26 protein-coding genes are annotated in these 26,583 nt (G+C 75.4%); 12 read left to right on the forward strand and 14 right to left on the reverse strand.

Annotated features, from left to right (window positions below; translation table 11 throughout):
- Window positions 1-107: 107 nt before the first annotated feature.
- Together ACZ3J7_RS15755 and ACZ3J7_RS15760 are read left to right on the forward strand one after the other, a co-directional pair.
- On the forward strand, window positions 108-602 hold the full coding sequence (locus tag ACZ3J7_RS15755; protein ID WP_465620948.1) for a glutathione peroxidase: 495 nt from the start codon (window positions 108-110) through the stop codon (window positions 600-602).
- Between the two features lie 116 nt (window positions 603-718).
- On the forward strand, window positions 719-1,303 hold the full coding sequence (locus ACZ3J7_RS15760; RefSeq protein WP_465620951.1) for an isochorismatase family protein: 585 nt from the start codon (window positions 719-721) through the stop codon (window positions 1,301-1,303).
- Window positions 1,304-1,394: 91 nt separating this feature from the next.
- On the opposite strand, the gene ACZ3J7_RS15765 is transcribed toward ACZ3J7_RS15760, so the two are convergent.
- Entirely contained in the window at window positions 1,395-1,634 is a 240-nt protein-coding gene (locus ACZ3J7_RS15765; RefSeq protein WP_465620953.1) for a hypothetical protein, read from the reverse strand.
- A 165-nt stretch (window positions 1,635-1,799) separates the two neighbouring features.
- On the opposite strand from ACZ3J7_RS15765, the gene ACZ3J7_RS15770 reads away from it, so the two are divergent.
- A complete protein-coding gene (locus ACZ3J7_RS15770; protein ID WP_465620956.1) occupies window positions 1,800-2,237 on the forward strand; it encodes a YkvA family protein in 438 nt (145 codons plus the stop codon).
- Window positions 2,238-2,375: 138 nt separating this feature from the next.
- The gene (locus tag ACZ3J7_RS15775) at window positions 2,376-4,451 is read left to right on the forward strand and encodes a glycosyl hydrolase family 28-related protein (protein ID WP_465620958.1); all 2,076 of its coding nucleotides are present in this window, start codon (window positions 2,376-2,378) and stop codon (window positions 4,449-4,451) included.
- Window positions 4,452-4,458: 7 nt separating this feature from the next.
- Here ACZ3J7_RS15775 and ACZ3J7_RS15780 read toward each other — a convergent pair whose 3' ends face one another.
- The 3 genes from ACZ3J7_RS15780 to ACZ3J7_RS15790 all read right to left on the reverse strand — a co-directional run bounded on the left by ACZ3J7_RS15780 (window position 4,459) and on the right by ACZ3J7_RS15790 (window position 7,338).
- The gene (locus tag ACZ3J7_RS15780) at window positions 4,459-5,097 is read right to left on the reverse strand and encodes a GNAT family N-acetyltransferase (protein ID WP_465620959.1); all 639 of its coding nucleotides are present in this window, start codon (window positions 5,095-5,097) and stop codon (window positions 4,459-4,461) included.
- Between the two features lie 143 nt (window positions 5,098-5,240).
- On the reverse strand, window positions 5,241-6,362 hold the full coding sequence (locus ACZ3J7_RS15785) for a DNA glycosylase AlkZ-like family protein (RefSeq protein ID WP_465620961.1): 1,122 nt from the start codon (window positions 6,360-6,362) through the stop codon (window positions 5,241-5,243).
- 97 nt (window positions 6,363-6,459) lie between these two features.
- The gene (locus tag ACZ3J7_RS15790; RefSeq protein WP_465620963.1) at window positions 6,460-7,338 is read right to left on the reverse strand and encodes a metallophosphoesterase family protein; all 879 of its coding nucleotides are present in this window, start codon (window positions 7,336-7,338) and stop codon (window positions 6,460-6,462) included.
- 284 nt (window positions 7,339-7,622) lie between these two features.
- Here ACZ3J7_RS15790 and ACZ3J7_RS15795 point away from each other — a divergent pair, with 284 nt between their 5' ends.
- The gene (locus tag ACZ3J7_RS15795) at window positions 7,623-8,480 is read left to right on the forward strand and encodes a lysozyme (RefSeq protein WP_465620965.1); all 858 of its coding nucleotides are present in this window, start codon (window positions 7,623-7,625) and stop codon (window positions 8,478-8,480) included.
- 254 nt (window positions 8,481-8,734) lie between these two features.
- Here the strand turns inward: ACZ3J7_RS15795 and ACZ3J7_RS15800 are convergent, their stop codons facing one another.
- The 8 genes from ACZ3J7_RS15800 to ACZ3J7_RS15835 all read right to left on the reverse strand — a co-directional run bounded on the left by ACZ3J7_RS15800 (window position 8,735) and on the right by ACZ3J7_RS15835 (window position 15,822).
- Window positions 8,735-9,481 carry a class I SAM-dependent methyltransferase gene (locus ACZ3J7_RS15800; protein WP_465620967.1) on the reverse strand — a complete coding sequence of 249 codons (747 nt, stop codon included), beginning with the start codon at window positions 9,479-9,481 and terminating at the stop codon, window positions 8,735-8,737.
- Between the two features lie 64 nt (window positions 9,482-9,545).
- A complete protein-coding gene (locus ACZ3J7_RS15805; protein WP_465620969.1) occupies window positions 9,546-10,772 on the reverse strand; it encodes an ATP-grasp domain-containing protein in 1,227 nt (408 codons plus the stop codon).
- Window positions 10,769-11,008 carry an acyl carrier protein gene (locus ACZ3J7_RS15810; RefSeq protein ID WP_465620971.1) on the reverse strand — a complete coding sequence of 80 codons (240 nt, stop codon included), beginning with the start codon at window positions 11,006-11,008 and terminating at the stop codon, window positions 10,769-10,771. Before ACZ3J7_RS15810 ends, ACZ3J7_RS15805 begins: the two co-directional genes overlap by 4 nt.
- 73 nt (window positions 11,009-11,081) lie before the next feature.
- Window positions 11,082-11,558, reverse strand: coding sequence for a holo-ACP synthase (locus ACZ3J7_RS15815; RefSeq protein ID WP_465620972.1), 477 nt, complete (start codon window positions 11,556-11,558; stop codon window positions 11,082-11,084).
- Window positions 11,559-11,572: 14 nt separating this feature from the next.
- Window positions 11,573-12,592: an NAD(P)H-dependent flavin oxidoreductase gene (locus tag ACZ3J7_RS15820; RefSeq protein ID WP_465620974.1), complete on the reverse strand. Its 1,020-nt coding sequence runs from the start codon at window positions 12,590-12,592 to the stop codon at window positions 11,573-11,575.
- The gene (locus ACZ3J7_RS15825) at window positions 12,579-13,430 is read right to left on the reverse strand and encodes a class-II aminoacyl-tRNA synthetase family protein (protein WP_465620976.1); all 852 of its coding nucleotides are present in this window, start codon (window positions 13,428-13,430) and stop codon (window positions 12,579-12,581) included. The genes ACZ3J7_RS15820 and ACZ3J7_RS15825 overlap by 14 nt, the downstream gene beginning before the upstream one ends.
- Window positions 13,431-13,474: 44 nt before the next feature.
- Complete coding sequence (locus ACZ3J7_RS15830) at window positions 13,475-14,356, reverse strand: diiron oxygenase (RefSeq protein ID WP_465620979.1); 882 nt, start codon at window positions 14,354-14,356, stop codon at window positions 13,475-13,477.
- 98 nt (window positions 14,357-14,454) lie between these two features.
- Window positions 14,455-15,822, reverse strand: coding sequence for a condensation domain-containing protein (locus ACZ3J7_RS15835; RefSeq protein ID WP_465620981.1), 1,368 nt, complete (start codon window positions 15,820-15,822; stop codon window positions 14,455-14,457).
- 535 nt (window positions 15,823-16,357) lie between these two features.
- Between ACZ3J7_RS15835 and ACZ3J7_RS15840 the strand changes: the two genes are divergently transcribed.
- Window positions 16,358-18,319, forward strand: coding sequence for an ATP-binding cassette domain-containing protein (locus ACZ3J7_RS15840; protein WP_465620984.1), 1,962 nt, complete (start codon window positions 16,358-16,360; stop codon window positions 18,317-18,319).
- A complete protein-coding gene (locus tag ACZ3J7_RS15845; RefSeq protein ID WP_465620986.1) occupies window positions 18,316-20,100 on the forward strand; it encodes an ATP-binding cassette domain-containing protein in 1,785 nt (594 codons plus the stop codon). The genes ACZ3J7_RS15840 and ACZ3J7_RS15845 overlap by 4 nt, the downstream gene beginning before the upstream one ends.
- A gap of 426 nt (window positions 20,101-20,526) precedes the next feature.
- Here ACZ3J7_RS15845 and ACZ3J7_RS15850 read toward each other — a convergent pair whose 3' ends face one another.
- On the reverse strand, window positions 20,527-21,477 hold the full coding sequence (locus ACZ3J7_RS15850; protein ID WP_465620988.1) for a GNAT family N-acetyltransferase: 951 nt from the start codon (window positions 21,475-21,477) through the stop codon (window positions 20,527-20,529).
- Window positions 21,478-21,728: 251 nt separating this feature from the next.
- On the opposite strand from ACZ3J7_RS15850, the gene ACZ3J7_RS15855 reads away from it, so the two are divergent.
- Both ACZ3J7_RS15855 and ACZ3J7_RS15860 read left to right on the forward strand, forming a co-directional pair.
- Complete coding sequence (locus ACZ3J7_RS15855; RefSeq protein ID WP_465620990.1) at window positions 21,729-22,157, forward strand: DoxX family protein; 429 nt, start codon at window positions 21,729-21,731, stop codon at window positions 22,155-22,157.
- Window positions 22,158-22,199: 42 nt separating this feature from the next.
- On the forward strand, window positions 22,200-22,715 hold the full coding sequence (locus ACZ3J7_RS15860) for a DinB family protein (protein ID WP_465620993.1): 516 nt from the start codon (window positions 22,200-22,202) through the stop codon (window positions 22,713-22,715).
- Between the two features lie 150 nt (window positions 22,716-22,865).
- Here the strand turns inward: ACZ3J7_RS15860 and ACZ3J7_RS15865 are convergent, their stop codons facing one another.
- Complete coding sequence (locus ACZ3J7_RS15865) at window positions 22,866-24,032, reverse strand: damage-control phosphatase ARMT1 family protein (protein ID WP_465620995.1); 1,167 nt, start codon at window positions 24,030-24,032, stop codon at window positions 22,866-22,868.
- Between the two features lie 170 nt (window positions 24,033-24,202).
- On the opposite strand from ACZ3J7_RS15865, the gene ACZ3J7_RS15870 reads away from it, so the two are divergent.
- The 3 genes from ACZ3J7_RS15870 (at window position 24,203) to ACZ3J7_RS15880 (ending at window position 26,535) form a co-directional block, all read left to right on the forward strand.
- Window positions 24,203-25,219 carry a GlxA family transcriptional regulator gene (locus tag ACZ3J7_RS15870; protein WP_465620996.1) on the forward strand — a complete coding sequence of 339 codons (1,017 nt, stop codon included), beginning with the start codon at window positions 24,203-24,205 and terminating at the stop codon, window positions 25,217-25,219.
- A 110-nt stretch (window positions 25,220-25,329) separates the two neighbouring features.
- Window positions 25,330-26,079, forward strand: a complete 750-nt coding sequence (locus ACZ3J7_RS15875; protein WP_465620998.1) for an MBL fold metallo-hydrolase — start codon at window positions 25,330-25,332, stop codon at window positions 26,077-26,079.
- Between the two features lie 105 nt (window positions 26,080-26,184).
- Window positions 26,185-26,535, forward strand: a complete 351-nt coding sequence (locus ACZ3J7_RS15880) for a beta/gamma crystallin domain-containing protein (protein WP_465621001.1) — start codon at window positions 26,185-26,187, stop codon at window positions 26,533-26,535.
- Window positions 26,536-26,583: the final 48 nt, after the last annotated feature.

Raw genomic sequence — 26,583 nt, forward strand, 5'->3', positions numbered from 1 at the left:
TCGCACCACGCGGGCGGTCCGTGGCCCGGAAGGCTCCGCCGGGGCGGGGTGGCGGGGTAGGTTCGGGGCGTTGGCATGTCGACTCAAGACGAAGGCAGGTGCGGGTCATGGCGGATTCGCTGTTCGAGCTCCCGATCCGGACGCTGGCGGGCGAGCCGTCCTCGCTGGAGGCGTACCGGGGGAAGGTGCTGCTGCTGGTGAACGTGGCGTCGAAGTGCGGGCTGACCCCGCAGTACGCGGGCCTGGAGCGGTTGCAGGAGAAGTACGGCGAGCGCGGGTTCACGGTGCTCGGGTTCCCGTGCAACCAGTTCATGGGGCAGGAGCCGGGCACGGCGGAGGAGATCCAGGAGTTCTGCTCGACCACGTACGGGGTGTCCTTCCCGCTGTTCGAGAAGATCGACGTGAACGGCGCGGAGCGGCACCCGCTGTACGCCCGGCTGACGGAGACCGCGGACGCCGGCGGTGAGGCCGGGGACGTGCAGTGGAACTTCGAGAAGTTCCTGGTGTCGGCGGACGGCGAGGTGGTCGGGCGGTTCCGGCCGCGGACCGAGCCGGAGTCGGCGGAGCTGGTGGCCGCGATCGAGGCGCAGCTGGCGGGCTGAGCCCGGAGGGTTCGGCCCCGGGGCCCGGAGCGTCCGAACTGTGCAGGTAACCTGCGCAGTGGAACTGGACGATCCGGGCCCCGGGTCGTCCGCACGCCCCGACGAAAGGCTCCGCCGTGTCCGTCACCGCGCTCGACCCGAACACCGCCCTGGTCGTCGTCGACCTGCAGCAGGGCATCCTGGCCGCCCCCACCGCGCCGCACCCCGCCGCCGAGGTGCTGGGGCGCGCCGTCGAGCTGGCCGGGGCGTTCCGGGCCGCGAAGCTGCCGGTGGTGCTGGTGCGGGTGTCCTTCGCGGCCGACGGCGGGGACGTGCCGCCCGGCCGGACCGAGCAGAACCGGGGCGGGGGCGGCCCGGCCCGGCCGGCGGGCTGGGACCGGCTCGCGGCGGAGCTGGCGGAGCCGTCCGACCTGGTGGTGACCAAGCACAACTGGGGCGCGTTCCACGGCACCGACCTGGACGTGCAGCTGCGCCGCCGGGGCGTCACCCAGGTGGTGCTGGCGGGCATCGCGACCAGCATCGGGGTGGAGTCGACGGCGCGGGCCGCGCACGAGCACGGCTACCACGTGACGCTGGCGGTGGACGCGATGACCGACCTGGACGCGGAGGCGCACCGCCACAGCGTGCGCTGGGTCTTCCCCCGGCTGGGCGAGACCGGCACCACCTCGGAGGTGCTGGCGCTGCTGGCCGCGACCCGCTGAGCCCGGCGCGGCGGCCGGGCAGGCGGGCAGGCGAGCGGTCGGGCGGTCGGGCGGTCGGGCGGTCGGGCGGTCGGGCGGTCGGGCGGTCGGATCAGGCTTCGCCGGGGCGCCAGGCGGGCCACTCCCAGGGGCGGTCGTCCCAGTGGACCCGGACGGGGTCGCGCGGGTCGAGGTCGGGGAAGTGGCGGTGCAGCTCGGGTTCGAACTCCTCGGGGGCGAGCGGCTTCCAGCCGACGCCCCGGAAGTGGACCAGGCGGTAGCGGCTGTCGGTGCGGAACTCGGCGACCCGGACCAGGGGCTCCTCGGCGGCGCTGCGGCTCGTGCTCGTCATGCGGCCAGCATCGACCGGACCCGCGCGGCGCGCACGTCCGCACGGCGCGTCCCCGGCGTGTCCCCGGCGTGTCACGGTCCGGTGCGGGCCCTGGGGGGCGCGGGGGCGGTCCCGTACCGTGGGGGAGGTGGTACGAGTCGGAGGCTTCGTCCCGGGAGGACCGCGGTGGGCAGTGGCAGTGGTAGCGGCAGTGGCAAGGGCAAGGGCGGCGACAAGGGCCGGGGCAGGGCGGGCCGGGTGCGCGGGCTGGACAGGGCGGCGGTGACCCGGTCGGCGTGGGGGCTGTACCGGGAGACCCGGCGGCCGGGCGCGCCCGGGCTGGGGGCGCGGCTGCGGGCGCTGCCGGGGCTGCTGCGGGACGTGCTGGCGGGGCGCTACCCGGGGGTGGGGCCGGGGAAGCTGGCGGCGCTGACGGTGGCGGTCGGGGTGTACCTGCTGAGCCCGGTCGACGCGGTGCCGGACTTCCTGCCGGTGCTGGGCTGGGGTGACGACACGGCGCTGCTGCTGTGGTTCCTGATGGGGTTGACCCGGGAGTCGGGGCGGTACGTGGAGTGGGCGGCGGAGCGCGGGCGGGAGCCGGGGGCGTCGGCCGTCGAGGGCTGATCGCACCGCAACGACTGACTCACAGTTCGCAAGAATCTGACATCGGGGAGAAATTTCCGCGCAGCTCTCTTGTGGCAGGGCCGGGGACGCCCCTACTGTCGGCTCACCCCACCACGCCTTCCAGAGAGCCGGTCCCCGATGACTGCTGCCCCCGCCCTCCCCTCCCCCCGTTCCGCGCCGTCCCGTTCGGCCCGCGCCGGGGCGGTGGTGGTCGCCTCCGTGCTCGGCCTCGGGGTGGCGCTGTGCGCGCCGACCGCCCGGGCCGCGTCCGCCTCGGCGGGCTCGGCGGGCTCGTCGGGCGGCGCGGTGGTGACCCGGGCCGGGATCGATCCGGCGCTGACCTCGGGGCGCGGCGCCCGGGTGGACTTCCTGGAGCAGGAGGCGGAGCACGCGGCCACCACCGGCAGCGTGCTCGCCGCCGACCGCACCGCGTACACCCTGGCCGCGGAGGCCTCGGGCCGCAGCGCGGTGAAGCTGGCCCCCGGCCAGTACGTGGAGTTCACCCTGCCGGCGGCCGCCAACGCGGTCACCGTCCGCTACAGCCTGCCGGACGCGGCGGGCGGCGGCGGGATCAGCGCGCCGCTGGACGTCACGGTCAACGGCAGGGACCGTCGGCAGCTGGCGGCGACCAGCCAGTACTCCTGGCTGTACAACCAGTACCCGTTCAGCAACGACCCGGGGGCCGGGCTGCTGCACCCGGACTGGTGGATCACCGAGTGCGGCTGCGTGCCCGCCGCGACCACCCCCGCCCCGACGGTGGCCACCCCGTTCCGGCCCGGCCACCTGTACGACGAGCAGCGGCTGCTGCTCGGCCGCACCTACCGGGCGGGCGACAAGGTCCGGATCGCGCTGCCCGCCGGGTCGAAGGCGCCGTGGGCGGTGATCGACCTGCTGGACTCGCAGCTGGTGGCCGCCCCGCACGTCGAGCCGAAGGCCGTCAACGTGCTGGCGCTGGGCGCGGACCCGACCGGGCGGCGCGACTCGGCGGACGCCGTCGAGCGGGCGATCGGGCTGGCCAGGGCCCTGCGCCTGCCGGTCTACCTGCCGCCGGGCGTGTTCCAGGTCAACCGCCACCTGGTGGTCGACGACGTGACGCTGATCGGCGCGGGCAGCTGGTACACCGTGCTCAAGGGCACCCAGCAGACCCTGGCCACGCCCGCTCCGGACGGCAGCGTGCACACCGGCGTCGGCCTCTACGGCAAGGACGCGGCGCAGGGCGGCAGCCGCAACGTCCACCTCTCCGGCTTCGCGATCGAGGGCGACGTCCGGGAGCGGATCGACACCGACCAGGTCAACGGCGTCGGCGGCGCGTTCAGCGACTCCAGCATCGAGGGCCTGTACGTCCACCACACCAAGGTCGGCATCTGGCTGGACGGCCCGATGCGGAACCTGCGGATCACCGGCAACCAGATCGCCGACCAGATCGCCGACGGCATCAACTTCCACACCGGCGTGACCGACTCGGTGATCCGCGACAACTTCCTGCGCAACACCGGCGACGACGGCATCGCGCTCTGGTCGGAGAAGACCGCGGACGCCCGGGTCACCGTCGACCACAACACCGTGCAGTCGCCGACCCTGGCCAACGCCATCGCCGTGTACGGCGGCACCGACACCACCGTCTCCGCCAACCTGGTCGCCGACCCGGTCCGCGAGGGCTCCGGCCTGCACGCCGGCTCGCGCTTCGGCGCCGAGCCGTTCGCCGGCTACCTGCACTTCACCGACAACACCACCGTGCGGGCCGGCACCTACGAGCTGAACTGGAACATCGGCCTCGGCGCGATCTGGTTCGAGGTGCTGGACCGGGACGTCGACGCCGACGTCAAGGTCAGCGGCGACCACTACCTCGACTCCACCTACAACGCGATCATGGCGGTCGCCGAGTGGGGCGTGAAGGACCGGTACAAGCTGGCGCACCTGGCCTTCGAGGACGTGAGGATCGACGGCACCGGCACCTCGGTGCTCAGCGCCCGCACGGCCGGCTCGGCGAGCTTCCGCAACGTCACCGCCCGCAACGTCGGCGCCGTCGGCGTCAACAACTGCGGCACCTTCCACTTCACCCCGGCCGGCTCCGAGTTCACGGTCACCGACCTGGGCGGCAACTCCGGCGGTGGCACCACCGGCGCCTGGCTGGCGCCCTGGGAGCTGCCCAACACCCTCACCTGCGACGACCGCCCGCCGGTGGTCGCCCCGCCGGCCCCGTCCGCCTGGTGACGGTCCGTCAGTCGTCCTGCGCCACCAGCGACTTGGCCAGCTTGGCGAAGCGCAGGTCGGAGCGGAGCGGCACACCGAAGCGCTGGTCGCCGTAGGGGAAGGGCTCGAACTCGCCGGTACGGGCGAAGCCCCGGCGCTCGTACCAGGCGATCAGCTCGGTGCGCTGCTCGATGACCGTCATCTCCATCGCGGTCACGCCCCACGCGGCCCGGGCCCACTCCTCGGCCCGGGCCAGCACCCGGCGGCCCAGGCCGCCGCCCTGGACCGTCGGGGAGACCGAGAACATGCCGAAGTACGCCGCGCCGCCGCGCCGTTCGACGTGGCAGCAGGCGATCGGGGCGCCGTCCCGCTCGACCAGCAGCACCACCGAGTCGGGGCGGGTCAGCAGGTCGGTGACGGCGGCCTCGTCGGTGCGCTGCCCCTCCAGCAGGTGCGCCTCGGTGGTCCAGCCGGCCCGGCTGGACTCGCCCCGGTAGGCCGACTCGACCAGCGCCACCAGGGCCGGCACGTCCCGGAGCCCGGCCGCCCGGAAGACCGGCCCGGCGACGGGGGCCGGCCCGGCGACGGAGGCGGAGAGGTCGGGGGCGGAGCGGTCGGGGGCGGAGCGGTCGGGAGCGGCGGCGGACGTCGGCTCGGCGGCGGTCATCGGCGTTCTCCTGGGGACGGTGCTTCGGCGGTACGCGGCGCAACCGCCATGGTCGCACAGCGTCCGGGCGTCCCCCAATGACCGGCGTGGTCGGCCCCGGGCCGGGGGCCGGCCGCGCCAGCCCCTCCCCTCCCCCGGCGCCGTCAGCCCGCGATCCGGACGGTCGGCGCGGCCTCCCCGGGCCCCGCCAGCCGTTCGGCCGCGGCGGCCAGCCGGTCCGCGGCGGGGGCGGGGGCCGGACCGAAGGGGGTGACGGTGAGCAGGTCGCCGTCCCGCTCCCAGGTGCCGGTGATCTCGCCGTCCACCACCAGCAGCGGGGCGATCCACCCGGCGGCCCGGCTGACCCTGGCGCGGTGGGCGGCGGGCAGCACCTCGGCGGCCTTGGTGCCGGGCCCGAGCACGTACTGGTCGAACGCGCCGAGCAGGTGCACCGAGTCGGCGGGCGGGGCGGCGGTCAGTTCGTCGAGCAGCGCGGTGAGCGCGTAGCCGGGCGCGCCGTCGACGGTGACCTCGGTCAGCTGGTCGCCGAGCGCGGCGGCGAAGCCCTTCAGGACGGTCTTGCGCAGGCTGTTGCGGGACAGCCAGGCGTCGAACCGGGCCAGGTCGGCCGGTCCGTAGGCGCCGAGGTAGGCGGCGAACAGGCGCGGGCCGGCCTCCTCGACGGGTGGCAGGCCGGGCCAGTCGGGGCAGTGGCTCGCCGGGTGGGTGAAGGCGGCCCGGCCGCCGGGGGCGGGCGCGTGGCAGAGCACGCCCTGCCAGGCCAGCGGTTTCAACAGCGTTCCCCAGCCGGAGGCGAGCTGCTCGGCGAGCGGGGCGAAGCGGGTGTCGGCGGCCAGCGCGGCGGTCAGCTCCTCCCTGGTCAGCACCGTGCCGTCGAGCAGTTCGGCGACGGCTTCGACCAGCTGGGCGACCTGGGCGGGCGTGGCGCCGAACTCCCTGGTCCAGGCCGGGCGTTCCCACGTCCGGGCGGAGCCGATCAGGGCGAGCGCGTCGGCGGCGGTGCGCGGGTCGAGCAGGTGCAGGGTGCCGCGCTGGGCCCAGGTGCGCAGCAGGCGGCCGTCGGCGAGCGCGGCCGGGACCGGTTCGCCGCCGGGGGCGGTGCGCAGGGCGACGGCGAGTTCGGCGGCGGCCGGGACCTGCGCCTGCACGCCGGCCAGCCGCCGGACGGCGGCGACCGGCCCGTCCGCGCGCCGCCCGCCGTCCAGGTACTGCCGGCGCAGCCGCCAGCCGCGCACCTGGCCGGCCGTCAGTTCGATGCCGCCCATCGTGGTCCCCTCCCGTGTCCGTCCCGGAGGTTCCGACCCTAGCGGCCGGGTCCGTCAGGCGGCCTCCGACCGGGCGGGGTCCGTCGGGCCGGGCCGGTCAGGTGCCCTCCGTCGGGGCGGGGACGGGCTGTTCGGGCGGGGCCGGGAGCGGGAGGATCTGGCGGAGCAGGCCGCGCGGGTGGCCTCGGCGGCGCCACTCGCGGGGGTAGCCGAGCGAGACCTCCTCGAAGCGGACGCCCTCGTACCAGGTGGTGCGGGGGATGTGCAGGTGGCCGTAGACGGCGGCGGTGACGTTGAAGCGGCGGTGCCAGTCGGCGGTGAGGTCGGTGCCGCACCACTGGGCGAAGTCGGGGTAGTGCAGGATGTCGGTGGGCCGGCGGTCGAGCGGCCAGTGGCTGGCCAGGACGAGCGGCACCTCGGGGTCGTGCGCGGCGAGCGTCTTCTCGGTGGCCTCGACGCGCTCCCGGCACCAGTCCTCCAGGCCGGGGTAGGGCGCGTGGTCGATCCGGTACTCGTCGGTGCAGACGACGCCGTTCTCGTGGGCGCGGGCGAGCGACTGCCGCTTGTCGGTGACGCCGGGGACCCGCCAGGTGTAGTCGTAGAGGGTGAAGACCGGGGCGACGGCGTACGGTCCGGCGGGGCCGTCGGTGCGGACGGCGTACGGGTCCTCGGGGGTGAGGACGCCGTGGGCGCGGCAGCGGTCGACCAGCAGCCGGTAGCGCTCGGGGGCGGTGAGGGCGGCGTGCTCGTCGTCGGTGGTCCACAGTTCGTGGTTGCCGGGGGTCCAGAAGACCTTGGCGAAGCGTCCGGCGAGGAAGGCGAGGGTCCGCTCGACCGTCTCGACGCGCTCGGCGACGTCGCCGGCGACGATCAGCCAGTCGTCCGGCCCGGTGGGGCGGAGCTGTTCGAGGAAGGTGTGGTTCTCGGCGATGCCGAGGTGCAGGTCGCTCACCGCGAGCAGGCGTCCGTCCGGCACCGCTCCCCCATCCTGACGTCGCTCGGGCCCGTTCGTCCCGGCAGCGGGACGCGCGTTGACACGCTACCTCCGGGGGCGGGCGGCGCGCCAGGAAACCGGTTTTCCCGTCGTGGCGCCAACCTCCGGCGGAACCACGGGTGTTCGATTGTCACATCTATGGCTGTTCACTCTACATACGGTCATTCGATGTGTGGTTTCAACACTCTGTTGACTGACGGGGCCATGACTATATCTTCTCCGCATGCGGCCGACCCCGGCCGCCGCAACCGGATTGAGGAGTCGTCATGCCCGCTTCCGGCACCACCCGCGCGCTGCGCCGCGCCGCCACCGCGGCCGCCTGCGCCACCCTGCTGGTCGGCGTCGTCGCCGCCGTCCCCGCACAGGCCGCCAAGCCCGGCGCCCCCGCCGGGTTCCACCCCGAACTGGACTTCGCCGGCTCCACCGTCCCCGCCCACGAGGGCCGCGGCCAGGCGCCGACAGCCGACACCGCGAGCACCTTCGCCGCACTGGCCGCCACCCAGACCAAGGGCATGGACGTGTCCGGCTACCAGGGCAACGTCGCCTGGAGCACCGCCTACGCCAACGGCGGCCGGTTCGCCTACGTCAAGGCGACCGAGGGCACCAGCTACACCAACCCGTACTTCGCCCAGCAGTACAACGGCTCCTACAGCGTCGGCATGATCCGCGGCGCCTACCACTTCGCGCTGCCGAACGTCTCCAGCGGCGCCACCCAGGCCGCGTACTTCGTCTCGCACGGCGGCGGCTGGTCCAAAGACGGCAAGACCCTGCCGCCCGCCCTGGACATCGAGTACAACCCGTACGGCGCGACCTGCTACGGCCTGAGCCAGGCCGGGATGGTCAGCTGGATCCGCGACTTCTCCAACACCGTGCACACCAAGACCGGCCGCTACCCGACCATCTACACCACCACCAACTGGTGGAGCACCTGCACCGGCAACAACAGCTCCTTCGGCAGCACCAACCCGCTCTGGATAGCCCGCTACTCCACCTCGGTCGGCACCCTGCCGGCCGGCTGGTCGTACCAGACCATCTGGCAGTACGCCGACTCCGGCACGCTGCCCGGCGACCAGGACTACTTCAACGGCGCGCTCGACCGCGTCCAGGCGCTCGCCAACGGCTGACGGCGCGCCCGGCAGCCCCGGCGCCTCGTGACGGAGACCCGCCCACGGCCGGAACACGCCCCGCACCGGCCGCGGGCGGGACACGGAGGTCGGAGCCGCCGCGCGGGACCGGGACCGCCGCGACGCGCAGTCGTCCGGCCGGACCACCCTTGTGCAATGTCACACATCAATCGTAGGGTGTGGCCTGCCGCCGCGGCACGGGATAGTCCACCCGCGCCGCGGCGGCCTCCAACTCCCCCCGTCGGGGCGCGGGTTCACTCCCGGCGGAACACCAGCAGGTCCATCCAGCTGACGGCCGGCTCGGCCGGCTGCTCGGCGGCCGCCCGGCGCAGCCGCTCCAGCCCGGCCTGCCAGGCGGCGTCCGGCAGCGCGCGCAGCTTGCTGTCGGCGTCGCGGCGCAGCCCGGCGGCGAACGCGGCCAGCGTCGGCGCGGAGCGCTGCGGCAGCGACCGCAGGGCGACCGGTCCGAACCCGGCCCCGGCGAACGCCGCCGTGACCGCCTCCACCGTCGGGTAGTCGTCGATCCCGGCGGCGGTCTCCGGGAAGTACCGCACCCGCAGGTCGCGTTCGCACCGGCCGGGGAAGGCGTTGCGGATCAGCACCGGCGCGCCCGGGCGCAGCGCGCGGTGCAACTCCCTTGCGGCGGCGGCGAGATCACCGATGTGGTGGACCACCGAGCCGAGCCAGGCGGCGTCCGCGCTCGCGTCCGCGACGGGCAGCTGTTCGGCGCGCCCGTCGAGCACCGTGACGCCCTCGCCCGCCGGGATCAACTCCCGCATGGCGGGCGCGGGTTCGACGGCGACCACCTGCACGCCGTACCAGTCGCGGAACGCGGTGGCGAAGGCGCCGGTCCCCGCGCCGACGTCCAGGACGGTCGCGCCGGGACGCAGCCCGGCGTGCTCGGCGATCGCCTCCCGCCAGGCGGTCAGGCCCTCGCGGGGGATCTCCCGGGCCGCACGGTAGTCGGCGGCGGTGCTGGCGTCGTACACGGTGTCGGCCACGGCCGGCGGTCTCCTCGGGTGGGGTGGAACGGGATCGGGCGGGGCGGAGCGGGGCGGGGGCGGCTCAGGCGAGCCGGGCGAGCAGCGGGTCGAGCGGGGCGGGGTCGGCGTCGCCGAGGAAGGCCAGGAACAGCAGGCCGCGCGGGGCGGCGAGCGGGCCGGCGGCCAGCGGGAGGATGCCGGGGCGGTCGGCGGTGGCCAGCAGGCGGTCCTGGTCGAGGGCGTTGACCAGGCGTTCGTACCAGCCCGGGCCGTCGACCGGGACGATGCGCAACTCCAGCCGGGCGTCCAGCCGTTGGGCGATCATGCCGGGCGAGAGCCGGGCGTTGACCTCCAGCAGCGGGACGAGGCCGCCGTCCGCCGTGGTCATCGAGTCGACCGACAGCGGGCCCCGGTGGCCGGCCTCGGCGGCGGCCTCGGCGATCGATTCGGCGGTCTCCCGGTAGCCCGCCCGGTCCAGCCGGGCCAGCAGCTCGGGGTCCGGCCGGTCCGAACCCCGGTACGCGTGGCCGTCGTTGAGGACCTGGCGGATGCCGTGCCAGTGCGGCCGCCCGGCCTCGTCGACGGTGAAGTGCGCGGAGAAGTCCGCGGCCCGCCGGTGCAGCGGCTGGACGATCAGCTCGATCCGGGCCGCCCGCCGGTCGATCTCGCGCGCCAGGTGCCGTTCCAGCAGGGCGAGTCGGTCGGGCGTCTCGACCACCAGGTTGCCCTGCCCGGAGACGCCGTACGGGTCCTTGACCACGCACGGCCCGGTGGCGGCCACGGCGGCGCGCAGCTCGGCGAGGCCGGTGACCACGGTGCCCGAGCCGGGGTGGCCCAGCCCGGTCGTCCAGCTCTTGGAGTTGACCAGCCGGACGGCCTCCGCCTCGGGCAACTCCCCGCGCAGCCCCTGCCGTTCCAGCACCCGGGCGGTGTCGGGCAGCACCGCGTACGGGGCGGCGACCGCCCCGGCCAGGCCGGGGACGGGGTGCTCGGCGAGCCGCTGCTCGACGCTCCGTTCCGGGTCGCCGGGGACGGCGAGGTGGCGGCCGCCGAAGCCGGCGGCGCGCATCGACTCGGTGAAGGCGGCCGGCGGCGCGCTGTGGGTCAGCAGGACGTCGCCGGGCCCGCAGAGCACCGCCTGGAGCTGGTCCATCTCCCGGACGAGGCGCTCGCCGCGCGGGTCGCGCAGCGCGGGGAGGGTGGCCAGCTCGGCGGGGCGCCAGTGCGCCTCGGCGTCGCAGCTGCCGAACCGGACGGTGGCGGCGGCCGTTCCACCGGTGACGGTGCCGGGTTCGCCGGTCGCGGTCACGCGGCGCCCTGGGCGGGGGCGAGGAAGCGCTCCTCGATGCGCTCCAGCGTCCGGAAGTCGTCGACGGTGACCTCGGCGAGGTCGATCGGGCGGCCGGAGACGCTCTCCAGCAGGTAGATGAACTCCAGGAAGTCGAGCGAGTCGATCAGCCGCCCCTCGATGAGGTCCTCGGCGGGTTCGACCTCCCGGCCGAGCGTCGGGTTCTTGCCCTGGATCCAGTCGGCGATCTGCTGCACGGGTGACTCCTTGCGTGGTGGCGTGGTGGCGGGGAGGACGGGGTGTTCGGGAGGACGGGACGGGACGGGGTGTTCAGGGGCGGGTGAGGGCGGCGGCGACGGCGATCGCCCAGTCGCCCTCGTGGGTGATGCTGAGCGTCCACCGGTCGAGCCGTTCGGCGTGCAGGCGGCGCAGGGCGGTGCCGTGCGGGTGGACGGCGGGCGCACCGCCGGGGCCGCGGAGCACTTCGATGTCCCGCCAGCTGATCAACTCTCCGGCGGGAGCGAGCAGTTTGAGGAAGGCCTCCTTGGCGGCGAGCCGTCCGGCGAGGGTGGCGTCGGGGGTGCCGGTGGCGGCGGCGAGCTGGTCGCGCTCGCGCGGGGTGAACTGGTCGGCGAGCCAGCGTTCGCCGTGCCGGCGGGCGAGCGCGGCGGCGCGCGGGACGTGCACCAGGTCGACGCCGATCCGCAGCCCGGGGTCGGCCCCGGCGGGGGTGTCGCCGAGCATCCGCCGCAGGGCCGCCCGCAGCACGCCCTCCTCCGCCCCCGCTCCCGCTCCCGCAGTCTCCACCGTCGGAACGCCGCTCACCGGACCGCGGCGAGCGCCCGCGCGTACTGCTCGCGCAGTCGGCCGACCACGGTGGCCGCGGGTTCGACGGCGGTGACCGCGCCGCAGCCGAGTCCGGCGTAGCGGGCCATCTCGCCGACCCGGCCCTCGGCCTCGACGGTGGGGGCGGCGGCGGAGCCGCGCGGGACGGGGCGCCGGGTGCCCATCACGGTGGTCCAGGCGATCAGGGCGGAGGGCGGCGGCGCGGGCGCGTCGGTGACGGGGCCGCGCAGCACCCGGTGGGGGCGGCCGGGCCAGCCGATCGCGAACCGGTCGGTGACGACGGTGTCCCCGGGCCCGGCGGCGACCAGGTCGCGCCGGTAGTCGGGGTGCGCGGCGGACTCGGCGGTGGCGACGAACAGCGTGCCGCACATCGCCCCGTGCGCCCCGGCGGTCAGCACGCGCAGCAGGTCGGCGCCGGTGCCGACGGCGCCGGCGGCGAACACCGGCAGGTCGAGGCCGTGGCCGGTGAGCAGGTCGGCGAGTTCCCGGTCGCCGAGGTGGTGGCCGCCGGCCTCGGTGCCCTGGAGGGCGACGGCGTGGGCGCCGAGGTCGGCGGCGGTGCGGGCGTCGCGGTGGCTGCCGGTCTGCACGAGCAGGCGGTGTCCGGCGGCGCGCACCCGTTCGGCGAAGGGGCGCGGCGGCAGGCCGTAGCTGTTGACGGTGAGCTGCCGGTCGGCGCGGTCGAGGACGGCGGCGAGCTGTTCGTCGAGCAGCCGGTCCGCGACCTCGGGGATGACGTTGACGCCGAAGGTGCGTCCGGTGCGGGCGGCGGTGCGGGCGACCAGTTCGGCGGCCAGCGCGCGGTCGCTCTTGTAGAGGGCGACGGTGCCCAGGGCGCCGGCCTCGCTGACGGCGGCGGCCAGTTCGGGCCCGGCGATGCCGCCCATCCCGGCCTGGACGAGCGGGAACTCGACGCCGAGCGCGGCGGCCCCGCGGGCCCCGAGCGCGGCGGCGTCAGCAACCACGCCCCCGGCCACGGCGTCAGCGGCGGGCATCGCGCACCTCGCGGACGCGGGCGAGCGCGGCGTCGGCGCTGCCGTGGGTGAGGATCGCGGCGTGCACCCAGCGTTCGGCGCCGAACGCGGTGCAGCCGCTGTGCGCGGCCTGGCCGGCGGAGGTGATGCCGAGGCGGTCGCCGAAGAAGTTGCGGTGCCGGTTGACGGAGGCGATGGCGGTGCCGTCGACGGCGAGGAACTCGTACTTGACCGGGTCGAGGGCCATCAGTTTGGCGCGCGAGCCGGTGCGGTCGTAGAACGGGTCGTTGGCCGGCTGATAGTCGAGCGCGACGCCGAGGGCGGCGGCCAGTTCGAGGATGAACTCCTTGGAGCGGGAGAGGTGTTCGCGCACGCCGTCGGCGGTGCCCAGGTAGAGGACCTCGCGCATGTGGAAGCCCCACAGGCGGCGCAGCCCGTCGTAGTGGTCCTCGTTGCGGAAGCAGCGGCCGATGGCGGTGACGCGCTGGCCGTCGCCGACCTCGGCGCCGGCCAGCGAGAGCAGCAGGCCGTAGCAGGTGGCGGAGGGCAGCAGGTAGCCGGTGGGGTGGACGGGCTGCTCGGCGGGGTCCTGGCCGGTGGCGAGGGCGTCCAGGCTGTCGCCCTGGTAGCGGGCGGCGGCGACGCCGAGGTGCGGGAAGTTGCGGAAGTAGTCGAGCTTGGCGAGCCCTTCGGCGGGCAGCAGCGGCGGCCCGATCACGGCGGGGGCGTGCAGCCGGTCGGCGAGGCCGGTGAACAGGGCGTCGAGTTCGGTCAGCAGCGCGGCGCGGGCCGGGTCGAGGACGACCAGGCCGGGCCCGGGTTCGCGCAGCGGGGGGAGGGATACGGTGTGCTCGCTCATGCGGGTCCCTTGGTGGTGGCGCGGTTCGGGGCGTGGTCGGGTGGTCAGGCGGAGGTGCCGAGCACGCCGATGCGGCGGTAGAACGCGGTGGTGCGGGCGGTGATGGCGGCGTGCACGGCCTGCCGGGCGGGGTCGGCGACGACCCGGGCGCGGAAGGCCAGCGGGTCGGGGATGCCGGCCTCGCGGTAGGCGTCGACGCTGTACAGCTGCTGGATCGAGGACTGGACGTACTTCTCGACGTACTGCCGGCCGTGCGCGGTCTCCCGCTCGTCGCCGGCCTCGACCAGGCGCTGCCAGAGGGCCCGCACCAGTTGGGCGCCGAAGGCGATGTGCCGGGACTCGTCCTGGTGGTGGACGCGGTTGATGGCGCGGATGGTCTCGGGCAGCGCGGGGTCGGCGGCCATCTTGCTGTTGAAGTGGTCGACGATCTGCTCGAAGATCAGGATCCGGCTGAACACCACGAAGTTGTCGAGCCGCGCGGAGTGCTTCTCGGCGGGGAAGGCCATCGACCGGTCGGGGAACAGCCGTCCGCCGTAGCGCAGGCAGAACTCGGCGAAGAACCACATGTGTTCGTTCTCCTCGCCGAGGAAGTGGTGGAAGAACGGGGTGGGGATCTCGTAGCCGGGGGCGTGGATCCGCCGGACGACCTCCTGCATCAGCTCGCGGATGCCGTGCACGTTGAGGCTGTAGAAGTTGATGCTCTCCCACTTGGACAGCGCCAGGTACTGCTCGCGGCTCAACTCGGCGGCGGCGGCGGTGCCGTGGACGCTGATCAGGTCCTCGCTCAGCCACAACGCGCCCTCGGGGATGCGCTCGGGCCAGTCGAAGGTCTGGTAGGGGTTGTAGTACTCGTCCTCGGCGGCGGCGGTCAACCGGGTGACGGCGGCGGCGACTTCGTCGTCCCAGACGGGGGCGGCGGTGGTCATGGCGGTGGTTCTCCTCAGCGGTACGGGGCTCGGCGGTACGGGGCTCGGCGGCGCGGGGCGGTACGGGGCTCGGCGGCGCGGGGCCGGGCTCGGCGGGTTCAGCGGTCGAAGGTGAGGGCGGCGAGCTCGACGGGCTCGGCGGCGCCGGCCACCAGCAGGGTCTCGAAGGCCCGCAGCACCCGTTCGACGTCCGGGCGGGGGATCAGTTCGGTGTCGGCCATCAGGTAGAGCAGGGCGGTGTCGGGGGCGTAGGTGGTGTGGACGAAGAACAGCGCGTCCTGCCGGTCCCAGGAGCCGACGTGGAAGGTCCGGGTCTTCTCGGTGAGCGGCGCCAGTGCCTCGGGCGTGGCGGGGACGTCCGGCAGGTCCTCCCAGCGGTCGTGCATCCGCTTGTCGTTGAAGAAGTGTCCGAGCTGCAGCACGCCGCCGTTGCGTTCCCTGGCCGCGTCGAGTACCTCGTCGACGGCGATCGGGTCGTAGTGGGCGTGCCGGTAGGCGTTCATGCCCGCCAGGAACGCGCGCTTGACGGCCTGGTCGAAGGTGCCGGTGCCGACGTCGAGGGAGAACAGGGCGTTCTCGGCCATCGCGGCGACCAGTCGGCGGGCGCGGTCGTCGTGCCGGTTCACGGCGATCAGCTGGAGCGGGACGGTGGGGTGGCCGGTCCAGGCGCCGAGCACGGCGGCGGTGGCGGCGAGCAGCACGGTGCCGGTGGAGACCTGGCAGCGTTCGGCGATCGCGGTGGCGGCGATCGCGGCGGCCGGGGAGTCCATGCCGAGGCGGACGAAGCGCTCGGGGCGTCCCTGGTCGTCGACCGGGGGGAACAGGGCGGGCGGGATCCGCTCCAGGGTGCGCCGCCAGTGTTCGACGGCGGCGGCGCCGCGCCGGGCGCCCTCGCCCTCCTGCTCGTGGCGGGCCTGGTCGAACGGCTGCCAGTCGGGGGCGGGTCCGGCCGTTCCGGCCAGCAACTCCCGCAGGTCGCGCTCCAGTTCGCGTACCGCCCAGAAGTCGACGCCGAGGTGGGAGAAGACCAGCACCAGGCGGGCGGGGCGGCCGTCGTCGAGCACCAGGGCGCAGCGGAACGGGATCTCCTCGGTGTGCCGGAACGTCCGGGCGACGAGTTCGGCGGCGAGGGCGTCGGCGGTGTCCGCGGCGGTGCCGGGGGCGGCGTCGACCACGGGGTAGTGCAGGGTGCCGGCGGCGTCGAGGTGCTGGCGCCAGCCGTCGGCGCCCTCGTGGAAGGTGGTGCGCAGCGCCTCGTGCCGTTCCAGCAGGGCGGTGAGGGCGGCGTCGACCCCCGGCAGGTCGGTGCCCGGGGGCAGTTCGGCGGTCCGGCGGATGTTGAAGTAGTGGGCGGCGTCGTCCAGCCAGCGGATCGACTTCCAGATCGCGCGCTGCCCCCAGGTCATGGGTGCGGTGCCGGTCCTGGCCGCCCGGTAGGTCACCGTACGGGTGTCGGGGTTCTCCACAGCAGCGGGTTCCTCTCCGGTACGCGCCGGGTTGGGGCGGCGCGCGGACGAGGGCCGTCGGCGGGGAAGCGGGCGACGGCCGGGCGGAAACGGGGCGTGCGACCGGGGGACGTGTTCCGGCCCGGCCGGCCTGATGGGCGCGGCGGCACGTCGGAACGTCTCTCCCGGCAGCGGGCCTGCCGCAGCCCGGGAACACGCGCCAACCCCCGTCGAGCGCATGGAGGACGAGGCCGGGCAATGTCCTGCCGGTCTCGATCGGGACAGGACGCTAGCCCCGAAGTCGATCAAATGTCTAGACCAGACGCGGGCTTTTGTCCCGCGCTTGACCTTCCCCGCAACCAACACTGAATGTCCATCAGGTGAATTCTTGACTGGACTTGACGGACTGCAGCAGACTCTGGGGCTCGTGCCTCCCGGTGACATCGACGTCCCGACCGCCGGCACCCTTCCGCTCCCCCGTGCCGCCCGTCCCGCGGCCCGCCGGGCCTGCCCGCGCCGCCCGACGCGGCCCACCGAAACCCGGAGGCACCCGCCCGTGCCCTCTTCCGCTCCCCCACCCGAACTCCCCTGGCGGGAAAGGCTGCTGCGCCGAGTCCGGCACCGGCTGGCCGCCGTCCGGCTGCTGCGCCTGCTGCCCCTGCCCCTGCTCGTCGGGGCGGCCGCGCTGCACCTGGCGGTCGGCCTGCTGCCGATCGGCTTCATCGCCGCCACCAGCCGGCTGATCGCCGCGCTGCCCGCCGCCCGCACCGGCGGTGCGGCGCCCACCGCCGCGCTGCTGGTCGCCGCCGCCGCGTTCGTCCTGCAGCAGGCGCTCGCCCCGTTCCAGGCCCTGGTCGGCGAGGCGGTGGCCCGCCGGGTCGACGGCACCCGGATCGCCGACCTGATGGCCTGCGCGCTGCAACGCCTGGACGCCGCCGAGCTGGAGGAGCAGGACGTCCTCGACCTGTTCGCGGAGGCCCGGGGCGGCTTCGACCGGCTCTCGCCCACCCCGGGCGAGGCCGCTGCCGGCACCCTGGCGCTGCTCGCCCGCTACGCCCAACTGCTGGGCGCGGCAGCCGTGGTGGGTGTCGCCCTGGGCTGGCTCCCGGCCCTGCTGGTGACCGCCGCCGCCCTGGTCATCCGGGCCGGGCAGCGCGGCGCGCTGAGCCGCTTCGGCGCGGCCCGCGCCGCCATGACCGGTCGCCGCCGACGCCTGGCGTACCTGCGCAAGGCCGCCACCGGCACCGGCATCGCCAAGGAGGCCCGGATGCTCGGCCTGGTCCCCTGGCTGCGCGAACGGCACGGCACGGAGGCCCGCCGCTACCTCGAACCGCTCTGGGCCACCCGCCGGCGCCTGCTGTTCCGCCCCTTCCTCGGCCTGGCCGCGGTCGGCCTGCTCGGCGGCGGCGCGGCCCTCGCCCTGCTCGCCCGCGGCGGTGCCGCGCACACCCTGACGCTGCTCCAGCTCTCCGCCGCCCTGCAGGCCGTGCTGGTGCCGATGCGGTTCGGCGTGTTCTTCCCCGAGAGCGACATGCAGACCCTGTACGGCCTCACCGCCGAGGACGCCCTGCGCACCCTCGAACGGCGCCCGACCGCCGCACCCGCCACCGCACCGCCGTCCGTCGAGACGCCAACCGCCGGGAAGCCGACCGCCGGGAAGCCGACCGCGGGGACGATCCGGTTGGAGGACGTCTCCTTCCGCTACCGCCCCGACGGCCCCGACGTGCTGCACCACCTCGACCTGGAGCTGCCGCCCGGCCGCTCCACCGCCGTGGTCGGCCTCAACGGCGCGGGCAAGACCACCGTGGTGCGGCTGCTCGCCCGGCTGCGCGAACCCACCGCCGGCCGGATCACCGTCGACGGCGCCGACCTGGCCGACCGTCCGGTGACCGACTGGCACCGCGAGATCGCCGTCATCTTCCAGGACTTCGCCCGCTACGAACTCAGCGCCGCCGAGAACATCGCGCTCGGCCGCCCCGCCCTGCTGGCCGACCGCAAGGCCCTGCGGGCCGCCGCCGACCGGGCCGGCGTGCTGGACGTGCTCGACGCGCTGCCGGACGGCCTGGACACCGTGCTCAGCTCGCACTACCGGGGCGGCAGCGACCTGTCCGGCGGCCAGTGGCAGCGGGTCGCCCTGGCCCGGGCCATGCTGGCGCTCGCCGACGGCGCCTCGCTGCTCGTCCTGGACGAGCCCACCGCGCAGCTCGACGTCCGCGCCGAGGCCGCGTTCTTCGACCGCTTCCTCGACATCACCCGGGGCGTCACCAGCGTCATCATTGCGCACCGCTTCTCCAGCATCCGGCGCGCCGACCACATCGTCGTCCTCGCCGACGGCCGGGTCGCCGAGTCCGGCACCCACCGTGAACTGCTCGCCCTGGACGGCGAGTACGCCCGCCTGTTCCGCGCCCAGGCCGAACGCTTCACCGCCGACGCCGACGCCGACGCCGACGCCCAAGTCCCACCCGACACCGAAGCCGACTCCGGCCACGTCCCGTCCGCCGAGGGAGCCCTGCGGTGACCGACCTCGTCCCGGCCCTGCGCCACCTGCTGGTCCTCGCCTGGCGGTGCGACCCGCGCCGGCTGCTGCGGGCCGCCGCGATGGTGGCGGCCGGCTGCCTCGCCACGCCGCTGATCGCGCTGTGCCTCAAGGGGCTGACCACCGAGACCCTGGCCGGGCACGCCGGGGACGCGGTGCTGCTCGGGCTGGCCGCCGCCGTGCTGCTGGTGCTCGAACTGCTGATGGGCCACTTCGCGCACCTCGCCTACTTCGAGCTCGGCGACCTCGGCGAGGTCGAGCTGCAGAACCGGCTGGTCGCGCTCGCCCACGGCGCGCCCGGCCTGGAGGAACTGGACACCCCCCGGTTCGCCGACACCCTCGCGCTCGTCCGCGACGACCTGCCGCGGACCAGGGCCGCCCTCGAAGCGGCCCTTCAACTCGGCGGTCTGGCAATCCAGTTGGGCCTGACGGCAGCCCTGCTCGGCCTCCTCGACCCGTGGCTGCTGCTGCTCCCGCTGCTCGGTACCGTCCCCGTCCTGGCGGGCAACCGGGCCCAGCGCCTGCTGGACGCCGCGAAGGAGGCCGGCGCCCCGCACCAGCGCCTCGGCCGCCACCTGCTGGACGTCGCCACCGGCCACGCCACCGCCAAGGAGGCCCGGCTCTCCGGCGCCGCGCCGTTCCTGCTGGCCCGCCACCACCACGAGTGGCGCGCCGCCGGTCGGCTGCTCGGCCGCGCGCAGGCCCGCGCCGCCGCCCTGCGCGCGGGCGGCCAGCTCTGCTTCGCGCTCGGCTACGCGGCCGCGATCTGGCAGGTGGTCCGGCAGACTCAGCACGGCGTCTCGCCGCTCGGCGACGTCATCCTGGTGATCACCCTCGCCGCGCAGCTCTCGCTCCAGGTGGGCACCGCGATCCAGCTGCTCACCGTCCTGCAGGACGCCGGCCGCACCGCGCACCGGCTGAACACCCTGGAGCCGTCGACTCCCGTACCGAACAAGCAGTCTGACGGCGCGTCGGCTCCGCTCGTGCTGGCCCGCGGGATCCGGCTCGAAGGCGTCGGCTTCCAGTACCCGGGCAGCGACCGGCGCGTCCTCGACGAGGTCACGCTCGACATCCCGGCCGGCACCGCGCTCGCCGTGGTCGGCGAGAACGGCGCCGGCAAGAGCACCCTGATCAAGCTGCTCTGCGGCCTCTACCGGCCCACCAGCGGACGGATCCTGGTCGACGGCGTCGACCTGGCCGCCACCGACCCCGCGGACTGGCAGCACCGGGTCGCCACCCTGTTCCAGGACTTCGCCCGCCTCGAACTGCGCCTGCGCGACAACACCGGCATCGGCGACCTCGAACGGCTCGACGACGACGCCGCCCTGACCGCCGCCCTGACCGCCGCCGAAGCCGCCCCGGTGGCCGCCGCCGTCCCCGGTGGCCTGGACGGCCTGATCGGACGCGGCTACGGCGACGGCGTCGACCTCTCCGGCGGCCAGTGGCAGAAGCTCGGCCTGGCCCGCGCCCTGCTGCGCCGCGACCCGCTGCTGCTGGTCCTGGACGAGCCGGCCTCGGCCCTGGACGCCGCCGCCGAACAGGCCCTGTTCGAACGGTTCGCCCGCCTGGTCGCCGACTCCCGCGCCCGCACCGGCGCGGTCAGCGTGCTGGTCTCGCACCGCTTCTCCACCGTGCGGATGGCCGACCTGATCCTCGTCCTGGAGCACGGCCGCGTCGCTCAAGCGGGCACCCACCGGGACCTGCTCGCGGCGGGCGGCACGTACGCGGAGCTCTACCGCCTACAGGCCCGGGTGTACGCCTGACCCCCGACGGCGGACCCGGGGGCGGGGAAGCGGGGGCGGCAGCGCCTCGCCGTCCCGAACGGTCAGCGCGCTGACGCCCTCGCCGAGCGACCCGCGCCGCGCCCGACCGGACCTCGCCGAACCCCTCCCCCGGCAGCAGCCGGTACTCCGCCGGGCCCGGTGCCGGGCGCCGAAGAACGCGAAGCCGAGGGCGACCTCGGCCGGGCCCCCACCAGCACGCTCCGGAACTCCCGGGGCTCCTCGGATCCCGGCCACCCGAGGGCGATCCCCGACCCGGGCAGCACCCGCGCGTGGTCGCGGCCGAGCAGCGCCCGCAGGGCCGGGCGGAGCCGGCCGAGGAGCAGCGGGGGGAGGCCCCGACAAGAGCTGTCGGAACTCCACGATCTGCGCAGACCGTCCGACCTGCGCAGACTCGTCGGAGCGGGGTCAGGCGGTGGTGGGCAGCGTCAGCTGCCAGGTGTCGACGGCGAAGTCGACCGTCATGCCGTGCTTGCGGTACAGCTCGGGCGCGCCGGTCGGGTTGCCGGTGTCGACGCCGAGGCCGACGGTGGGGACGCCGTCGGCGGCGTAGACCGCGAAGAAGTGCCGCAGCAGGTAGCCGCCGAGGCCGCGGCCGCGGGCCGCGGGGAGCACGCCGATGTTGAACGCCCAGGCCTGGCTGGGGAGCCGGGCGCTGGTGCGTAGTACGGCGACGTCGCCCTGGCCGTCGAGTTCGGCGACCCAGACCCGGGACCAGTCGACCGCGTCGGCGTTGATGTCGGCGAGCCACTGCTCGTACCCGCGGGGCTTGAAGTCGTAGTGGTCGGCGAAGGTCCGCTGCAGCAGCCCGTGCGCGATCCGCCGGTCGGGCTCCTCGGTGCAGTCGCGCAGTCGGACGCCCGCGGGCGGCTCGGGCAGCGGGTCGGTCGTCGGGTCGACCGGGCGGGTCAGCACGTGGTGGCGGCGGGCCAGCCGCCAGCCCCGGGCGCGTATCGCGTCGGTGTCGGTGGTGGGTTCGGTGTTGAGCAGCAGGTGCAGCACGGCCTGCTCGGCGCCGTTGTGGCGGGCGAGTTCGGCGGCGCGGGCCTCCATCAGGTCGAACAGGTGCAGGCCGCCGGCGAGTTGGCCGGGCAGCAGGTACTGGTCGAGGTCGATCCGCTCGCCGCCGGAGCGGTCCCGGACCAGCCCGTAGCCGACCAGTCGCCCGTCCGCGTCGTGCAGCAGCCAGGAGTCCCGGTCGAGGTCCACCCCGGGACGGGCCAACTCCTCGCTCACCTCGTCGAGTTCGGTCTCGGCCCGGCCGATCTCGATCTCGTCCACCTGGTTCAGCAGCGCACAGACCGCCGCCGCGTCCGCCGGTCCCGCGGGCCGTACCGTCATGCCCTCCGGAAGTGCCATCGCCGCTCCCCCTCCTCCGTCGTCAACTCGTCCGGTATCCCGGCGAATCCGCTCTTCCCACTCGTCCGGCCGGATCTCCCCGGGCATTTTTCCACCTCTCCGGCCGGCCCGGGTCGGAACCCGCTGCGAAGGCGTGCGGCCGGCCCGTCCGGGCGGCCCGCGGAAGTTTTCCGGCGCGGACCGATGAGTTCGCGCGGCGGCCCCCGTCGAACCCGGTGAGAGCGACCACGACCCCCAGGGAGACCACCGAAATGACCACCGCCACCACCCCCACCACTCCCGCCGCCACCACCGCGAAGTCCGGCAAGGCCCTCCTCCGGACGGTCTGGACGCTGCGGGTGGTGATGGCGCTGTTCTTCGCGCTGGCCAGCGCGCTGCCCAAGCTGCTCGCGCTGCCCGACGCGACCGTGGTCTTCGACGCGATCGGCGCGGGCGACTGGTTCATGTACCTGACCGGTGCGGTCGAACTCGCCGGTGCGGTCGGCCTGTTGCTGCCCCGGCTAGCCGGTCCCGCCGCGACGGCGCTGATCGCGTTCCTGCTGTGCGCGTTCGCCGTCCAGCTGACCGCGATGCACGGTGAGAACGCGGGCACCCCGTTCCTGTTCATGGTGCCGCTGGCGGTGGTCGCCTGGGCCCGCCGCGCCGAGACGGCCGCGCTGCTGCGCCGCGCGGGGCGGTAATCCGGTCGACGCCCGGTCGGCCCTCCGGCAGACTGGCGCCCGATGACTGAGCGAACCGACACGCCGCCCTCCTGGGACGAGCGCACCCAACTGACCACCTTCCTCGACTACGCCCGGGCCACCGCGGTCGCCAAGTGCGAGGGTCTGTCCGCCGAGGACGCCCGCCGCTCGCCGCTGCCCGGCTCCCCGCTGATGACGGCCTGCGGGCTGATCAGCCACCTGCGCTGGGTGGAGCACCACTGGCTGCAGGTGGTCTTCCTCGGCGGGGAGCCGGAGGGCCCGCTGGTGGACGCCACCGACGACGACCCGGACCCGGAGATGCGCACGGCGGTCGACGTGCCGCTGCCGCGACTCCTCGCCGAGTACGAGGAGCAGAGCGCCCGTTACCGCGAACTGGTCGCCGCCCACGGCCTGGACGACACGGCGCAGCGGCCCATCCGCGACGGCCGCCACGTCGACCTGCGGTGGATCCTGCTGCACCTGGTCGAGGAGACCGCCCGCCACAACGGCCACCTCGACATCCTGCGCGAACTCCTGGACGGCCGCACCGGCGTCTGACCCCTCGGACGGAACCGTCGTGGCCCGGGCCCCCCCCCCGGCCCCCCCCCCGCGCCCCCCCCCCCCCCCCCCCACGACCGCGTTCCTCGCATCCGCATCCGGCTGTCGCCCGGCGCGGCGTTGGAGCACCCCGCTCACCGGGCCGCCGGGCTACGGCGCCGCGTCCGGCGGGACGGCCAGTTGGACGAGGGCGTGCCGGCCGCTGGTCCGCCAGGGTGTTCCGGTGGCGTCGAGGCGGGCGAGGGCGGCCGGGGCGAGGCCGGTGACCACGTCCGACTTGAGGGTGCGCAGGGCAGCCACGGGAGTGGGGAAGTGCGCGGTGAGCGGGGCGAACGGGGTGGTGGCGGGCCAGTGGCGGTCGCCGACCAGGCGGCGGTAGTTGAGGTCGCCCTTGAGGACGGTCAGGGTGGCACCGGCGAGTTCCCGGCACAGGTCGGCGGGCATCTCCCGGTAGGGCAGCGGGGCGCAGAAGAACGGGTGGGTGCGCACGGTCAGGGTGCCGTCGCCGAGCGCCCGCCACAGGCGCTCGCCGGTGGCCGCGGCGGCGGGGCCGGGGGCGGTGCGCAGGCGGGTGAGGGCGGCGAGGGTGTCGGCGGTGGTGGCGTCGGAGACGAAGTACGGCTGGGGTTTGACGTACAGCGCGGCGTGTCCGGCGAGGCCGGTGCCGAGCAGGTGATCGATCAGGACGAGGTCGGGCAGGAGTTCGCGGCCGGCGTTGTCGGCGATGACGGCGACCCGGCCGCCCGGGGCGCGGTCGAGGTGGTCCCACAGGGCGGGGCCGTCGTCGGCGACCAGGCCCGGGGCGCCGTCGGCCTCCTCGGCGGTGAGTTGGAAGCTCAGGTCGGCGCGGTTGCCCCAGAGCGCGGCGGCGAGCAGCGCGTCCCGCGTGGGCGGGTGGGTGTCGAGGGCGGCGAGTTCGCCGTCGACGGCCGGTCCGGCGAGTTCGGCGGCCTTGAACGGGGCGAACGGGTCGACGCCCTGCCAGGCGTCGCCGTCGCGGAAGTAGCCGGTGGCGTCCAGGAGTCGGCGGTAGAAGTGGCTCTCCGCCCACAGGAACGGCGCCTCGTCCCAGCTGCGCCCCCACCAGGGCGCGCCCCACTCCCGCCACCGCGCCGCGTCGGGGGCGTCGGGGCCGGGCGGCTCCAGCAGGGCGCCGCCGGTGCTGTCGGCGAGCAGCCGCCGCAGGGCCGCGCGCTGCGCCGGGCCGTACGGGAGGGCGTCCAGGAGGCGGTCGATCAGGACGGGGTGGCGTTCGTGGAAGACGGCCCGGGCGAAGGAGCCGGGGGTGTCGATGCGGATCTCGGGCGCGGACGGCACGGGCGGGTTCGGTCCTCTGTTCGGCGGACGGCGGGGGACGGCGAGACGGTCGGCGGGCGGGCGGCGGTCGGTCGGCGGCGGTCGGTGTCGATGGTGGCACGCGGGGGTGTCCCGATCCGTCAGAGACCCGTCCTTGTGGTCGCGGGGGCGCCGCCGGGAGGATCACTGCCGTGTCCGAACCGCGTACCCGCACCGTCGTCATCGCCGCCTTCCCCGGGGTCGAGCTGCTGGAGGTCACCGGCCCGGCCGAGGTGTTCTCGGTCGCGTCCCGGCTGGCCGGCCCGGGCGCGCCCGGCTACCGGGTGCTGGTCGCGGCGCCCGAGGCCGGGCCGCTGGTGACGGCGGCGGGGGTGCGGCTGGTCGCGGACCTGGCGCTGGACGAGGTCGGTCCGGGCGTCGACACGCTGCTGGTCGCGGGGGCGATGGCGGACGGCGAGGGGGACGGGGACGGGCGGGTGCGCGCCGTCGTCCCGCCGGAGCTGGTGGGCTGGCTGGCGGGGGCGGCGCCGTCCGCGCGGCGGCTGGGCGGGGTCTGCGCGGGGGTGCACGTGCTGGCGGCGGCGGGGCTGCTGGCCGGCCTGCCGGCCACCACGCACTGGCTGACGGCCGGTCAGCTGGCGGCCGAGCACCCGGAGGTCGCGGTCGACCCGGATCCGATCTTCATCCGCGCGGGCCGGGTCTGGACCTGCGCGGGAGTGACCGCCGCGCTGGACCTGGCGCTCGCCCTGGTCGCCGAGGACCTGGGCCCGCGGGCCGCGCTGGAGACCGCCCGGGCGATGGTGATGTACGTCAAACGGCCGGGCGGGCAGCGGCAGTTCAGCGTCCCGCTGGCCATGCAGGAGGGCACCGAGGACGACCGGGTCGACGAGTTGTGCCGCTGGCTCGCGGAGAACCTGCACCGGCCGATCCCGCTGGAGGCGATGGCCGAGCGGATGCACCTGAGCGTGCGCCACTTCGGCCGGGTGTTCCGGACCTGCACGGGGCGCACCCCGGCCGGGTTCCTGGAAGAGCTGCGGGTGGAGGCGGCCCGCCGGCTGCTGGAGGACGGCTCCCGCCCGCTGCCGGAGGTGGCGGCCGCCTGCGGCCTGGGCACGGTGGAGACCCTGCACCGGGCGTTCCGCCGCCGCACCGGCAGTACGCCGGCCGAGTACCGCCGCCGCTTCCGCCCGCACCCGTCCGCCCGCTGACCCGTCACGCCCGTCACGTCCGTCACGTCCGTCACGTCCGTCCGCCGCGCGTCCCCGCGCCCCGCTTCGTCCGATAACCGGAATCCACCACACCGCTCAGGAGTGCACGCATGTCCCGTACCGCAGTCGTCCGGATGCCCGTGCTGGGCCGGCGCGCCGTCAACACCTACCTGCTGAAGGGCCGCCGCCCCGTCCTGGTGGACACCGGGACGCCCGGCAGCGCCCCGCGGGTCGCCGGGCTGCTGGCCGCGCACGGCGTCGACCCGGCCGAGCTGGCGCTGATCGTGGTCACCCACGGGCACCTCGACCACTTCGGCGCCGCCGCCGAGCTGCGCCGCCTGACCGGCGCGCCGATCGCCGCGCACGCCGCCGACCTGCTGCCGTACCGCACCGGCCGGGTGCGGCAGCCGTACCTGCCGACCGGGCCGATGGGGCGGCTGATGGCGCGCACCCGGGCCCTGCACGTGCCGGTCGACCCGTTCACGCCGGACGTGCTGGTGACGGGGGCGACCGAGCTGGCCGAGTTCGGCGTGGACGCGCGGATCGTGCCGACGCCCGGGCACACGGCGGGCGCGGTGTCGGTGCTGACCGGCGACGGCGAGCTGGTCGCGGGCGACCTGATCGCCAACTCCTTCCTGGGCCTGCTGCCCGGCCGCCCCGCCAACCCGCCGTTCCACGACGACCGCCGGGCCAACCTGGCCAGCCTGCGCGCGATGCTGGCCCTCGCCCCGACCCGGCTGCACGTCGGCCACGGCACCTCGCTCACCCCCGAACGGGCCGGCCGCTGGGCCGCCGCCGAACAGCACCGCCTCGACCGGCTGGCCGCCCGCGGCCGCCTGCGCACCCGCCCGGCGGACTAGGACCCGCCCCGGCCCCCGTCACTCCCCGTGCCCGCGCGAGCACGTCTTGTTAGCATCCGTACCGTTCGATGCGCGTCCCACCCCACGCCCCAGGGAGTCTGCGTCATGCTGAAACGACGGATCGCGGTGGCCGCGGGAGCCGCCGCGCTGGCCCTGACCGCCGGCGCCGTGCCCGCCCACGCCACCAACGAGGTCAACTTCGCCGAATGCCTGTTCGTCGGCGACTACTTCACCCTCGGCGTCACCAACGACAACGGCACCGGCTTCCGGCGCTGCTTCGCGAACGCCGGCGACATCTGGATCGACCAGTCGTCGGTGACGAGCTTCAGCAGCGGCAACAACGCCGGCTACTTCGAGTACGAGCCCGGCGACGGCTCGCTCTACCGCCACTCCTTCGGCAAGAACGAGGCCCTCACCAGGAACTACGGCACCGTCACGACGCTGCACATCGACTGAGCCGCTTGCCGGGCTCCAGGAGGCCCGCCCCGGGTCCGAGGCGTCCCG

Source organism: Kitasatospora sp. NPDC015121, assembly GCF_055562955.1.

Excerpts from the sequence above, each read along its gene's own strand:
- ACZ3J7_RS15755 (WP_465620948.1), top strand. The coding sequence starts at position 108 with ATGGCGGATTCGCTGTTCGAGCTCCCGATCCGGACGCTGGCGGGCGAG.
- ACZ3J7_RS15765 (WP_465620953.1), bottom strand. The coding sequence starts at position 1,634 with ATGACGAGCACGAGCCGCAGCGCCGCCGAGGAGCCCCTGGTCCGGGTC.
- ACZ3J7_RS15775 (WP_465620958.1), top strand. The coding sequence starts at position 2,376 with ATGACTGCTGCCCCCGCCCTCCCCTCCCCCCGTTCCGCGCCGTCCCGT.
- ACZ3J7_RS15780 (WP_465620959.1), bottom strand. The coding sequence starts at position 5,097 with ATGACCGCCGCCGAGCCGACGTCCGCCGCCGCTCCCGACCGCTCCGCC.
- ACZ3J7_RS15785 (WP_465620961.1), bottom strand. The coding sequence starts at position 6,362 with ATGGGCGGCATCGAACTGACGGCCGGCCAGGTGCGCGGCTGGCGGCTG.
- ACZ3J7_RS15795 (WP_465620965.1), top strand. The coding sequence starts at position 7,623 with ATGCCCGCTTCCGGCACCACCCGCGCGCTGCGCCGCGCCGCCACCGCG.
- ACZ3J7_RS15820 (WP_465620974.1), bottom strand. The coding sequence starts at position 12,592 with ATGCCCGCCGCTGACGCCGTGGCCGGGGGCGTGGTTGCTGACGCCGCC.
- ACZ3J7_RS15825 (WP_465620976.1), bottom strand. The coding sequence starts at position 13,430 with ATGAGCGAGCACACCGTATCCCTCCCCCCGCTGCGCGAACCCGGGCCC.
- ACZ3J7_RS15830 (WP_465620979.1), bottom strand. The coding sequence starts at position 14,356 with ATGACCACCGCCGCCCCCGTCTGGGACGACGAAGTCGCCGCCGCCGTC.
- ACZ3J7_RS15850 (WP_465620988.1), bottom strand. The coding sequence starts at position 21,477 with ATGGCACTTCCGGAGGGCATGACGGTACGGCCCGCGGGACCGGCGGAC.
- ACZ3J7_RS15855 (WP_465620990.1), top strand. The coding sequence starts at position 21,729 with ATGACCACCGCCACCACCCCCACCACTCCCGCCGCCACCACCGCGAAG.
- ACZ3J7_RS15860 (WP_465620993.1), top strand. The coding sequence starts at position 22,200 with ATGACTGAGCGAACCGACACGCCGCCCTCCTGGGACGAGCGCACCCAA.
- ACZ3J7_RS15875 (WP_465620998.1), top strand. The coding sequence starts at position 25,330 with ATGTCCCGTACCGCAGTCGTCCGGATGCCCGTGCTGGGCCGGCGCGCC.
- ACZ3J7_RS15880 (WP_465621001.1), top strand. The coding sequence starts at position 26,185 with ATGCTGAAACGACGGATCGCGGTGGCCGCGGGAGCCGCCGCGCTGGCC.